Origin of the sequence: Mesorhizobium tianshanense (assembly GCF_007830515.1) — a bacterium.
Taxonomy (GTDB): Bacteria; Pseudomonadota; Alphaproteobacteria; order Rhizobiales; family Rhizobiaceae; genus Mesorhizobium; species Mesorhizobium tianshanense.
Map to the genome: position 1 here is coordinate 30,489 of NZ_VLKT01000056.1, position 12,494 is coordinate 42,982.

The 12,494-nt window shown below is 59.3% G+C and carries 12 protein-coding genes; 7 read left to right on the forward strand and 5 right to left on the reverse strand.

From position 1 onward, the window contains the following. Position 1: 1 nt before the first annotated feature. On the reverse strand, positions 2 to 1,279 hold the full coding sequence (locus tag IQ26_RS31480; RefSeq protein ID WP_145722283.1) for an epoxide hydrolase family protein: 1,278 nt from the start codon (positions 1,277 to 1,279) through the stop codon (positions 2 to 4). 480 nt (positions 1,280 to 1,759) lie between these two features. After that, entirely contained in the window at positions 1,760 to 2,371 is a 612-nt protein-coding gene (locus tag IQ26_RS31485) for an NADPH-dependent FMN reductase (RefSeq protein ID WP_145722284.1), read from the reverse strand. Positions 2,372 to 2,715: 344 nt separating this feature from the next. Here IQ26_RS31485 and IQ26_RS31490 point away from each other — a divergent pair, with 344 nt between their 5' ends. The 6 genes from IQ26_RS31490 to IQ26_RS31515 all read left to right on the forward strand — a co-directional run bounded on the left by IQ26_RS31490 (position 2,716) and on the right by IQ26_RS31515 (position 8,289). Continuing rightward, a complete protein-coding gene (locus IQ26_RS31490; protein WP_240547325.1) occupies positions 2,716 to 4,326 on the forward strand; it encodes an MFS transporter in 1,611 nt (536 codons plus the stop codon). A 2-nt stretch (positions 4,327 to 4,328) separates the two neighbouring features. Then, positions 4,329 to 5,402 (forward strand): HlyD family secretion protein, encoded by a 1,074-nt coding sequence (locus IQ26_RS31495; RefSeq protein WP_240547327.1) that lies wholly within the window; start codon positions 4,329 to 4,331, stop codon positions 5,400 to 5,402. 276 nt (positions 5,403 to 5,678) lie between these two features. Continuing rightward, positions 5,679 to 6,122 carry a peptide-methionine (R)-S-oxide reductase MsrB gene (msrB, locus tag IQ26_RS31500; RefSeq protein ID WP_145722286.1) on the forward strand — a complete coding sequence of 148 codons (444 nt, stop codon included), beginning with the start codon at positions 5,679 to 5,681 and terminating at the stop codon, positions 6,120 to 6,122. A gap of 1 nt (position 6,123) precedes the next feature. Then, positions 6,124 to 6,630, forward strand: a complete 507-nt coding sequence (msrA, locus tag IQ26_RS31505; protein ID WP_145722287.1) for a peptide-methionine (S)-S-oxide reductase MsrA — start codon at positions 6,124 to 6,126, stop codon at positions 6,628 to 6,630. 228 nt (positions 6,631 to 6,858) lie between these two features. After that, a complete protein-coding gene (locus IQ26_RS31510) occupies positions 6,859 to 7,137 on the forward strand; it encodes a hypothetical protein (RefSeq protein WP_145722288.1) in 279 nt (92 codons plus the stop codon). Between the two features lie 174 nt (positions 7,138 to 7,311). After that, positions 7,312 to 8,289 carry a YeeE/YedE thiosulfate transporter family protein gene (locus IQ26_RS31515; RefSeq protein WP_145722289.1) on the forward strand — a complete coding sequence of 326 codons (978 nt, stop codon included), beginning with the start codon at positions 7,312 to 7,314 and terminating at the stop codon, positions 8,287 to 8,289. Between the two features lie 137 nt (positions 8,290 to 8,426). Here IQ26_RS31515 and IQ26_RS31520 read toward each other — a convergent pair whose 3' ends face one another. Beyond that, a complete protein-coding gene (locus tag IQ26_RS31520; protein WP_338101653.1) occupies positions 8,427 to 8,930 on the reverse strand; it encodes a DUF3427 domain-containing protein in 504 nt (167 codons plus the stop codon). 61 nt (positions 8,931 to 8,991) lie between these two features. On the opposite strand from IQ26_RS31520, the gene IQ26_RS31525 reads away from it, so the two are divergent. Beyond that, positions 8,992 to 10,458, forward strand: coding sequence for a DNA cytosine methyltransferase (locus IQ26_RS31525; protein WP_240547326.1), 1,467 nt, complete (start codon positions 8,992 to 8,994; stop codon positions 10,456 to 10,458). A 29-nt stretch (positions 10,459 to 10,487) separates the two neighbouring features. Here the strand turns inward: IQ26_RS31525 and IQ26_RS31530 are convergent, their stop codons facing one another. Next, the gene (locus IQ26_RS31530; protein WP_145722291.1) at positions 10,488 to 12,170 is read right to left on the reverse strand and encodes a DEAD/DEAH box helicase; all 1,683 of its coding nucleotides are present in this window, start codon (positions 12,168 to 12,170) and stop codon (positions 10,488 to 10,490) included. Positions 12,171 to 12,276: 106 nt separating this feature from the next. Beyond that, positions 12,277 to 12,494, reverse strand: a 218-nt coding sequence (locus IQ26_RS31535) for an ATP-binding protein (RefSeq protein WP_162458126.1), incomplete at its 5' end; no start/stop codon positions are given.

A 12,494-nucleotide genomic window follows, 5' to 3' on the forward strand; every position in this document is an offset into this window, starting at 1 on the left:
TTCAGGTGGATTTGCGCAGCTGCCTGAAGGCAGCGCGCACCTCGCTAGCGAGGAGCTCTGGTTGCTCCCAGGCCGCGAAGTGGCCGCCCTTGTCGACCTCGTTGAAGTAGATCAGATTGCGATAGGCGCGCCGCGCCCAAGTCTCCGGCGCGCGATAGACTTCCCCCGGAAACACCGTGACGGCGACCGGGAGCGAGATGTCGCTGGTCTTCTGCGCTGCGGCGAGAATAACGCTTTGGCCGCTGGTCTCCCAGTACAGCCGCGCTGCCGAGGTTCCAGTGTTCGTCAGCCAATAGAGGGTGACATTGTCCAGCACGTCGTCTCGGTCGAGTACGCGCTCCGGCTCGCCGTTGTTGTAATCGAATATCCAGGCTGCAAGCCCCACCGGCGAGTCCGCCAGGGAGTAGCCGATCGTCTGTGGCCGAGTGCCCATTATCGCGCCGTAGGCCCTGTATTTCTTGAAGAATGTCTCGAGTGAGGCGAACGCCGCGCGCTCCTTCTCGGAGAGTCCCGCCGGCGCCGGTCCCCCGGCGGCGAGCGCAGCAGCCACCTCGGGCGGTATCGTCGCCGGCAGGTTGATGTGGATTCCGAGCAATCCCGCCGGCGCTTGGCGGGCCATCGCGCTCGAGACGGGGGAGCCCCAGTCACCGCCCTGGGCGACGTAGCGGTTGTAGCCGAGGCGCTGCATCAGTTCCGCCCAGGCTCGAGCGATGCGCTCGGGATTCCAGCCCGTGCCGGTCGGCTTGCCGGAGAAGCCGTAACCCGGCATCGAGGGGATCACGACGTCGAATGCGTCCTCCGCCTGGCCCCCATGGGCTGTCGGATCGGTCAGCGGCCCGATGACCTTCAGCTGCTCGATAACCGAGCCGGGCCAGCCGTGCGTGATGATGAGAGGCAAGGCATTGGCGTGACGGGATTTCACCTGGATGAAATGAATGTCGAGCCCGTCGATCTCGGTGATGAATTGCGGGAGTGCGTTCAGCTTGTGCTCAGCCTTGCGCCAGTCGTATTCGGTCCCCCAGTAGCGCATGGTCTCCTGGAAGCTCGCCAGCTTTATCCCTTGCGAGCGGTCATCGACCGTTTCCGGGTCGGGCAAGCGCGTCGCCGCGATGCGTCGCCGGAGTTCATCAATCTCCGCCTGAGGGATGTTGACCGTAAAGGGGCGGATCGGGTCGCTCCCGGCGGCGCGCAGCGTTCCCGGGAGTAGGCCGAGCGCTCCGGCGGCCGCCGCGGCGGCAAGTAGCCCGCGCCGGGTGGGCGTTAACGACATTGCTGGCATCCGAGCCTCCTCTGCCTTCGATCAATTCGGGACGTGACGTACAGATCGACTGTCAGTGACGGCAAATCTATTGCACGATGGTATCGGCAATACTTTCGTGTTGGCTTTGGTGAAGTAACGATCCAATTCGAAACCAGGCAGCCGACGTGGGCCGCGCGTGGACGAGTTCGCAACAGGTGTCAGCGGTCAGCTCATCTGCCGGCCGGATGGCGTTTCGCCTTAACGGGCCCAGGCCATTCACTCTGAGGGACGGAGTCCGGAGTTCAGTACGCGCTGAGCGGAGCGGTTTGGCCGCAGCGTGGTGCTTGGATGAATCGATTGAAACGACTACCCAACATGTCCGTGCCGCTATGCGCGAACTGATCGGCATGGTTCTCGCCGACTGCTAGAGTCGGGGCCATACATCGTCGGAGGTTCAAACAACGAGCGGAAGACATCTTCCGCCCGACACTTGTCATTTGACATAGCGTTCGCGGGCTTTCAAGCGCTCACCAAGGTGCGGCTAGCTTGTGAGTTTGAACGTTTCTGGCCGACATCTGCATGGCTAAGACACGCCGTCACCCACTGGGCGTAGGCGTCGAGGAAATTGGTGAGAAAGTCCAGAGTCCTCTCATCTGCCAGTGCCCCACTCTCGTCGAAGATTTCGCTAGCGTGGCTCAAGTAGGCTTCAGGTTGCTGCATGACTAGCACGTTGAGGAAAACGAACATCTGGCGGAGGTGGTGATTGGCCCCGAACCCCCCGATTGCGCCCGGCGAAGCCGTGATCACCCCACCTGGCTTTCCGTTCCACACGCTTGCCCCATATGGACGGGACCCCACGTCAATTGCGTTCTTGAGCGCTCCCGGAACGGATCGGTTATACTCCGGCGTCACGAAGAGAATGGCGTCTGCCGCTTTGATGCGTTCACGGAATTCCTGCCACTCCGGCGGCGCGTTCTCCTCGATGTCTTCATTGTAGAACGGCAGATCACCGATGCCGACAATCTCCAGGCTGAGGTCATCGGGCCGCAGACGGACAAGCAGCTCGGCAATCTTCCGATTGAGCGAACCGACGCGGAGGCTTCCCACCAGAACAGCGATTTTATGGGGCATGATTGATCTCCTAATTGAGTGCGAATTTCCGGGGAGGGAATTTACCCCCGCCGTGTCCTTGGAGTGGCGGCACAGAAATCGGCTCTCAACAGAGACAAATCTATTGCCCCATAGTATCGGCGATACTTTCGGATCGGTTCTTGTTTGCTGGGCAGCGGAACTTGAGGTTTGACTGCTGGGCGTTCACCGAACGCGCCGAGGCCGCCGCTAGTGGCAGGCAAATATCGGCTTCTGGCCAACCTGGGCGCCCGAGATCTTCGCCGACAGCAGTTGCACGCGTCAACCAATGCCAAAGTATCGGCGACACCTTCATACAATAGACTTCATGCGGCTAAGCGGTAGCGTTGGGGATCTCCAGTGCGAATAAATTAAAAGCAACGAGTTTCACCATCATGACGGTGCCGAATGCGCTGACGCCAAGTAAGGTTCTGTTTCTTGGTACCGGCTTGGCCGGGTCACTATTCATTACCCTGTCGGCGCAGTTTCCGTCGACCAATATCGCAGACATCCAAGGTGGCCTCTTTTCCACGCCCGACGAGGCGTCGTGGATCTTGACGGTTTACACGATGGCCAGTTTTGCGGGGATCGTCACCTCGGGTTCTCTGATCAGATTTCTTGGCATCGGCCGATATCTCATAGTTGGCGCCACCACCTTTGCCGTCACCGCGTTGGCCTGTGCTACGGCCCCCGATCTCCAAGTGATGATCGCACTACGCACGATCCAGGGGTTTGCGGCGGGCGGTTTCGGTCCCGCGGCGTTCGTCGCCGTCTTCATGGTCACGGGCGGGCCTCGCCTTCCATTCGGCGTGACCTTGCTCGCTTTCGTGCTTCTGTTCCCCGGCTCGCTAGGACCGGTCATCGCCGGCTTTGTCGAAGACAGCTTTGGCTGGCAGACTCTGTTCCTGATCCAGGCCGGCATCGGTGCGATCTTGGCCCTCGCTGCACACGCCTGGGCGCCACATCAGGAAAGTCCAGATTTGTCGGCGCTCAAGACCGATTGGATCGCCCTGACCCTGCTGTCGATTGCACTGGCGACGCTAACGCTCTTGCTCAGTCAGGGCACGCGGCGTTTCTGGTTCGAGAACAAAACGATCCTCTGGTGTACTGCAGCTTCGATCGCCGCGTGGGCCGGGTTCGCATTTCTGCTGCGGTTCTCACCATTGCCGATCATGTTGCCCCAGCTGCTGGTCACGCGAAAATTCGGCGTCCCGATCGCACTCAACCTTGTGTTTCGCGTCAGCCTGGTCGTAACCGTGTATCTCGTTCCGCAGTTCCTTGCGGTCATTCAAGGCTATCGGCCCTTAGAGATCGCTGAGTTGATGCTATGGGCGGCAATCCCGCAGCTCGTCGCATTCCCGCTAGTCTGGCATCTCATACATCGTTTCGACATGCGCGCAGTCATGGCGCTCGGCTTTGCGCTGTGCGCCGTAGGGGCCGCGTTGGTGCTCGACGGCACCGCGCTCTTTGCCGCCGATCAATTCCGTCTGGCGCTCGTGGTCTTCTCGATAGGCCAATTGCTGTTCCTAGTACCGGCCATGGTCGTCGGCACGTCCGTGCTGAAGCCTGCAGACCTTCCGACAGCCTCCCTTGCTTTCAACGCAACGACGCTCGGAGGCGCCACCCTTGGGGTCGGGTTGGTGTCCCATTTCGTCACCGAACGCGAAAAATATCACTCCAGCGTCATTACCGAGAATGTGTCGCTCTACCACACGCTCGATGCTGATCGTCTGACGACGGTCGCGGGAGCGCTCGCAAACCGACTTGTCGACGACAGCGACACGACAGCCCGCGCGGTCGGTCTCTTAGCCTCGACTGCGCGGCGGGAGGCGTGGGTATTGGCGTTCAACGACGCGTTGCTTCTTGTTGTTTCCATTCTGTTGATCGGCGCGATCGGGATCTTCGGGATCGGCCGCTCGCCACCCTTGCGGCCGCCGAGCGTTGGCGGAGGAGCGTGACCATGAAGCTGCTAAGCGCCGGATTGAGCAGTCTGCTTGTGGCCGGAGCGGTGTTTGCCGCGGCGGCGACTTCGTTACAGCCGGGACGATGGCTCACGGTTCTGCGTTCGACTTCGACCGACAATGCCTACGTGCGCGGCGACGTCACGCCCATCAGTCCGAGGGTCGGCGGTTTCATCGTCGAGGTCGCCGTGAGTGACAACCAGGCGGTGTCGGCTGGGGACATTCTGTTCCGGATTGATGACCGTGACTATCGCGCACGGGTCGACCAAGCTGCCGCCGGGGTCGCCATGCACCGCGCGTTGCTCGCCAATCTTTCCAGCCGGATCGACTTGCAGCGCGCTGTTGTTGAACAGGCGATCGCGGCGTTGCAAGGTGCCGAAGCCGACGCCAACCGCGCCGCGCGCGATTTCGCGCGCGCTCACAAACTGACCAAAGGCGGTTGGGCTTCGCAGTCGATGAGCGATCAAACGGAAGCGGATCATCTACGAGCGCGCGCGAAGATCGCCGAAGCCCGGGCAAACCTGGCTGCCGCTCGGCAGCAGATGCAGGTGCTTGAGACCCAGCGCCCGCAGCTTGAGGCCGACATCGCCGCCGCCACGGCGGCCCTGACGCTGGCCGAGATCGAACTTGAGAGTACCGTCGTGCGGTCGCCCGCTGAGGGTTGGGTGGCTGAACGCCAGGCCAGGGTCGGGCAGTATGTCCGCGCGGGTACTCTGCTGGTTGCGGTCGTGCCTCAAGATTTCTGGGTCGTCGCCAATTTCAAAGAGACACAGATTGCGGGCCTGCGGATTGGAGACAGTATAGCGATCTCGATCGATGCGATTCCCGGGAGAGAGTTCAACGGGCGCGTCGAGAGCCTGTCCCCTGCCAGCGGAGCACAGTTCGCGCTCCTGCCGGCTGACAACGCAACTGGCAATTTCACCCGGATCGTCCAGCGCATTCCGGTCAAGATCACCTTCGATCCAGGACAAGCCGACCTCGATCGTCTGCGGCCCGGAATGTCGGCTGTGGTGGTCCTGTCTTCCGGAACCCAAGACATGGCCGTAGCGGGAGTTGGTGCTCCCAAACGCTGAGGCGGCGCGATGCGGCGATGGCCGCTAGCCAGCAACGCCGGCTCCGACTGCAGCGGTGCGCGAGATCAGGCGCCTGCTAAGTATTCTTGATACCGTACCTCCCGCCGGACAGCCCGCTGATCATGCAAACCGATGCGAAGGTATCGCCAATACCTTCGTGCAATAGTATCGTGGCAGCCGTTGTTGCATTGTTGTGCAAAGGCTGAACAACAGCCTTAGCAATCCCCGTGACGTCCCGCGAATTTGGACCAAAATTTCGAAATAATGGAGCAGGTGATGAAATACGCAAAGACCAATGAAGCGGTCAGCAGGCTCACGCCGGCGCAGTATCAGGTAACCCAGGAACACGGCACTGAGCGCCCCTTCACAGGGGAGTATCATGACAACAAGGAGCCGGGCATTTATATCGACGTCGTTTCCGGCGAACCGCTGTTCTCCTCGACCGACAAGTTCGACTCCGGCACCGGCTGGCCGAGCTTCACCAAGCCCGTCGTGGCGGCAAACGTCAACGAACTGCGGGACGACACGCATGGTGTGATCCGCACCGAAGTTCGCTCAGTGCATGGCGATAGTCACCTTGGCCATGTCTTTCCCGACGGCCCTGAAGACCAGGGCGGGTTGCGCTACTGCATCAATTCGGCAGCACTGCGCTTCATCCCGCGCGACGAAATGGAGGCCGAGGGGTATGGCGCTTATCTCAGCTTGGTAGAGGAGATCTAAAATGACCGAGAAAGCTGTTCTGGCCGGTGGCTGCTTCTGGGGCATGCAGGACCTTATCCGCAAGCTGCCCGGGGTGATCGAAACCCGCGTCGGCTATACCGGCGGCGACGTGCTGTATGCGACCTATCGCAATCACGGCAACCATGCTGAGGGCATCGAGATCATCTTCGATCCCGAGATGATCAGCTATCGTCGGATCCTGGAGTATTTCTTCCAGATTCACGATCCCACCACACGAAATCGACAGGGCAACGACTTCGGCAGCTCCTATCGCTCGGCAATCTACTACGTCGACGACGAGCAAAAGCGCATAGCCGAGGACACCATCGCAGATGTGGACGCTTCGGGCCTGTGGCCGGGTAAAGTCATGACCGAGGTCGAGCCGGCGGGAGACTTCTGGTATGCGGAGCCGGAGCACCAGGATTACCTGGAGCGCTACCCCGGCGGCTACAGCTGCCATTACCCGCGCTCCGACTGGGTGCTGCCACGCCGGGTCGCGGCCGAATAGCCGGCAGGCTCATCTGCATCCGTGAAGAACGAGAGCCGCTACACATTCCGGCATGCCTGGTCGATGCGACCGGTTCTGATCGCAATGAGCATTGGGTACCTGGGGGATCGATTCGGCGTGAGGGCACTCAGGCAATAGGATTACCGCAGCCGAGCTCCATTCCTCGCCGACAAGCACACCAGCCGCGCTCATCGGATGATCAAAGGAGAGGCAAGGTTAAAGGCAGAGATGACCAAAGTATATGAACTCTCGGCTTTCCTGGACAGTCTTGGAAGGCTTCCCAATGGCTTTACACGTGGCAGCTATGGCGGGTCGGCCTATGGCATCACCATCGACAGATCGACCGGCTGCACGAAGCTATTCGCTCGTGAACTCGGGGGCCGCGAAATTGTTAGCTTCAATCTCTATCGTACCCCGGCGGGTGAAGTTCATTTGCGACCGTGCGAAATGTCTTCGGCCAAGGTGATCGACTTCGTTCGTGGCTTCTCCGCAGACACGTCTGGATAGTCCCCGGCGACAGGCAAAGGAGTCTAAGATGACCACGCGAGGTTTGGCGAGCACGCGCCGGAAAAGGCCCACGCGCTTCGGCCAGCATTTGTTCGGAAACTTTCCGGTTCGCAATGTCCTCGTCTGCGGCTCAAATACCTTTCTCGGCGCCGCGGGCGCGACTTCGATTGCCTAATGAGCGAATTCCTCGTGAACATAACAGGGTCAGGCCCTGCAGCCGCAACCATGAAGATTTGGGCGGGCATAGCTTTGCTCGGGGTGTTGGGATTTGTCCTCGGCTTCGCGCTTAACCAAGGATCGATTTGCACAGTCATTGCCACGAGGGAATTGGTCTCGGAGAAGAGGCCGGCGCGATTCATTGTGCTCGTCGAGGGCGCCGTGTTGGCGGCGCTCGTCTACGCAATCCTCAAAGCGTCGCCGACGATGCCACAGGGTTGGTTGCCACTCGCCTATCTGGTTCCGGCAGCCATGTTGTTCGGGCTCGGTACGTATCTGAACGGTGCATGCGTGTTCGGGTCGGTTGGGCATATAGGAAATGGCGAAATTGACTTCGGATTCGCGTTTCTCGGCATCTTTGCGGTTTTTTACGCCGAATCTCTGTTCGATCTGGTTCCGGATCAGCCGCCAACAAGTGCTTCGCTGCCGGTTGGACCGGCCCTTATCGCACTTGCACTGTTGGCCGTTCTGGCGCTGAGATTCGGTGTATCACGAAGATCAGAATCCAACTTCATGCGGCTGACTTTGTCGATGGGAGCGATCGGGATCACCTTTACGCTGGTGGCCATTTTCGAACCCGGGTTCTCGATCACAGCACCGATCGGATCGATCGTTTCGATACCTGTCGCTGGCGCCGTGATCTCGGTCTGCATGTTCGCGGGCAGCTTTGCTTCCGCAAGATTTATGAGGCGGCGCTTCACGCTAAAATGGCCGACAGTCAAGACTGCAGTCAGGAGAACGCTTGCCGGCACCCTTATGGGATTGGGTGCGCTACTTATTCCCGGCGGGAACGATACGCTGCTGATGATTGGTTTGCCCATGGGAGCATGGCAGGCCGTGCTTGCTTATGTACTTTTCGTTGCGACGCTCGCCGTCCTCATTGCCAAATTCGGTTCGATGGCAAAATCCTGGTCATGCGGTGACACTAAACGGTGAGAACCCTCATTTCCTTTGGTTGTGTGCGTCAAGTTCTGCAAAAAGGGGCGGCCATGGAGCTGGTCATGCGGCTTGGCGCAGAGCGAGCTTCTTGTGCGCGCACGGTTTCGTCCAGCCGATTTCGGCACCCAGATAAATCATAACAAAGGGATTTTCTTGCGGTTCGGTTTCGTGCGCCAGCCGGGTTTTGCATCTGGTTGCAAAATTTCCTGACTGTGCTCACGAGCGATTGGAGTGCTTTGTCGGTGTGACGCTTCAGTATCGAATGACCAGGAAACCTTAACAGGCGTAACGTCGTCTATCTCGATTGCTCGTGCGCAGCCAGCATATGTGAACGGCCGCCGATCCTCTTCCCGGTAAAATACATGGACCGGGAGATTGCCACAGAGCAATTTGACGATCTGCGGCTGCCGAACGTTCGATCCGTTTTTCGCTCGCCAAACCAGGACGTTCCCATCCCAATAATTTTCATAGTCGTGCCCCGTTCTGCCTGCCGTGCCGATATTGCAGAAAACATAGAACGCGCCTTCATATTCGCTGTAGCCGGTATCCCAGTTTCCGCCGCGCCTTTCGTGTGGGACATTCAGAGTCTCCTGCACGTCGGCACGCGTGTAGTTTTGCCCAATGTCGAAAGCTGCCATGGCCGCGTTGTCCCGTTTTTTTAATACTGAAGTTCGTCGATAATCTCGAAGCAGACAATCGATGGGTGATGTAGAGTTGAGTTGTGTAATACCAAGCGCTGCCATTGCATGCGTGCCTAAATTGGTTCAGATGACTCCGACGCCGTTATCACCGTGCGAAGACTTAGAGTCGCAGATTATCGGCAAAAAGGCCGTGAGGGGGACAGAGACCATTCGGAGATTCGTGGATCTATTCGCGGGCTGCGGGGGGCTGTCCCTTGGGCTTTCCCAAGCAGGGTTAAAGGGGGTGTTTGCAATCGAGCGCGATCGGATGGCGTTCGATACATTCTCATCAAATCTGGTCAGCGAAATTTCGCCGAGAGGGTATCGCTTCGATTGGCCAGGTTGGTTGGAACAGAAGGCTTGGGGCATTGACGACCTGCTCGACGAGCATAACGGCAACCTTGCTCAGCTGAGTTGCCATCTGGACATACTGGCGGGCGGACCACCGTGCCAGGGGTTTAGCTTTGCGGGAAGAAGGATGGAGGATGATCCGCGAAATCTGCTCTTCAATAAATACGTTGAAGCTGTCGCCCTGCTGAAACCCTCGGCGCTGATCCTTGAAAATGTTCCGGGCATGAGGATTGCTCACCGAAGCGCCGCCGTAGTCGACCTGTTTGGTCAGCCTCAACCACAGAAGCAGTCCTTCTACCAGAGACTAGCGGACAGCCTTGATGCGGTGGGCTACGACGTGGAGGCACGACTTCTCGACGCATCAAGTTTTGGGGTTCCCCAAAAGCGATCGCGACTCATTGCGATAGGGATACGGAAGGATGTGGCCAGGTCGCTGGAGGGTGGTGCTGGACGCGCTTTTGAATGGATAGAAACAGCCCGCCAAGACCAGCTTCGCGACCTGCATTTGAGCGACGGAGTTACCGCGCGCGAGGCGATTTCCGATCTTGAGGTAGGCGGCCGTCCACTTGCGATTTGCCACGACGCAGAGTCACCCAAAGGCTTCTATGAGGCACTCCCTAGGCCTCCATCCAGCGTCTACCAGAAGCTTATGCGTGAGGGCTCGAACGACACGCCCAACAGCATGCGGCTTGCGCGCCACGGCGATGAAGTCAGAGATCGGTTTGCACGGATTCTGGCCGAGTGTCGGAAAGGCGTGCGTATGAACGACGAAGACCGTCGTGAGTATGGCTTGAAAAAGCATCGCATCTATCCGATGGCGCCGGACGACCCAGCGCCAACCATTACGACTTTGCCGGACGATGTACTGCACTATTCCGAGCCTCGAATCTTAACAGTCAGGGAAAGTGCTCGACTTCAATCCTTTCCCGACTGGTTCAAGTTCAGAGGTAAATACACGACTGGAGGGGATCGCCGGACACGCGAGTGCCCCCGCTATACTCAGGTAGGGAACGCAGTGCCCCCTTACCTGGCCAGAGCTATCGGAGTGGCGATACGAGCCACTTTGGATGAAGCTGAGCTAAACAGCAGGATATTTGGATCGCAAGAGCCGCACGCGGCGGCCGCGGCTGGATAAATTTCGAGATGAACCGGCTGAAGATTGCTTCAGGCCATGATCTCCACGAGGTCCGGTAGTGCCTTGGCCACCCTGCCGAGCAGGGATCCCACCGTGCTTGAAGGATAGTGTAGCGTAATCGCCAGTGTATCGATGGGACGTGTAATTGGGATCATGCACCAGCGCCAGGCGACAGCCTCTGCTAGTCTGGCCGCGTCCGGCAACTCCGTCCCTTTGGCTGCCTCCTGACCGGCCAACGCCTCCTGCTTCTTCCGCTCCCAGAATCCATCAAGGCCGTCGAGCACCGTGGTCCAGCCTTCCAAACCCCGGCAAGACTCGTACTGGAGCACGCGCAAAGCGGTCACCGATCGCGGGAAGTTGCGCCTCGCGATTTCATCGACGCCGTCCCATGCCTCCCACGATTTGGCTTCAAAGGCGCGGGCCAAGAGGCTGTGCCTTCTAGCACTATCCTGAATCACCGTCGTTGGTATGACGCAATGGAGCATGTCGATGGGCATGTTTCCTGCGCGCAGTGCGTCTTCTAGCAGCGATTCTTGCAGGTCGGGCATTTGGTCGTAGCGCCCATGGATGACAAGGACCCTGCCGCCCGGCGCCCTCTGGTTCATGCCTACGTGCCAAGGCAACCCAGCCTCCTCGGCAAATGCGTTTGCGAATGCGCAAAGGTTGGATTTCATTCGCAAGCCGTCGTCGAGGTGGCGTCTCCCGACGTTCGGCGTGTTGGCGACGGAATCCTTCCAATTGGTGGCGGACCCGCGAACTAACTGGGCGATTCCGTCTGCGAGCGAAATCGCATTGCCGCCGTACAAGCGCACAAGGAGGTCTGCCTCTGGCTGCGGCCAGTCTTGTGCCTCGTCGACAAGGATTGCATCGAAACCGAGCTCGAGCGGGTTCGCTGCCTTCACTCCAGCAACCTCCGTGTCACCGAGCGCACCCGCGCTGAAATACTCGAGTGCTTCCTTGCAGCGTGGTACGTAGTTGTCGAAGATACCTTCCTCATTGGGTGCCAGGCCAAGCTTGTTGAGCCACGAGTAGAGGAAAGACATAACGGTCCGGACGGCAATGCCGCCACCTTCGCTATCGCTTGGAATGGACATCAGGGCCAGCGTCCGCTGGATATCCGCGGCGAGCGCTGTGTTGTAGGTCAGGACGAGGGAGCGTTTTCCCTGGGCAAGATAGGCCTCGTAGGCCGATTGCAACAGCAGGACCGTCTTTCCAGTGCCACCGTGTCCCCGAAGATGGATGCGATGCTCACCGAGGAGCGTCGCGAGCTCCTTCGCCTCGGCGGGCCGCGCCGCAATGCGGTCCATCTTCTTGCGATCCAGCGAGGATGGCACGATGGACCTGAAGAGTGGATCCTCAAGTATCCTTTCGAGTGTGCCTTGGTCACCAGAACTTATTACAGGCCCGACCGCTTGTTGCTGAATGCCATTAACCGTGGCCATTGCAACTAGAAGGCTAGTCGCGTCGAAATTTGCGGCGACGGCACCCGCAGCGGGCTGGATGCGGCCCCGGTCTTTGGGTAGCTCAGGAATGCCCGTGAGCATGACGCAACGGTAGACCCAAGGATTGGTCGCGGTCGTTTCCTGCAAGTATTGGCCGAGCGCGTATTTCTGGGCATCGTTCTGCCCGGTGGCGTCCTTCCAGCCACTTGGATATTTCGCCTTCACGCCGCCGGCAGAGATCTGCAGCCCTTTGTCTCCCTGGCTTTTCACTGCGCATTTCGCAAAAGCCGGACAGGGGTTCCGCTAATTCCCGGACAGTGGTTTCGCTAATGTCGGGACAGTCTGGCGGCGTCGGTCCTCGGGTGCCTTGTTGCGTTCATGGATGATTGATTTCGCCGTTTTCGGTGCCGGTCAAGAGGGGCGCGGCCTTTTGCTTTCGCATGCTGTCGCCCTGAAGCACGATGCGGTGGGCGTTGTGCACGATCCGGTCGAGAATGGCGTCAGCGACCGTGGGGTCTGCGATCAGGTCATGCCATCTGGCCACCGGGACCTGGGCGGTGATCAGGGTGGATTTGCGGCGATAGCGTTCCTCGA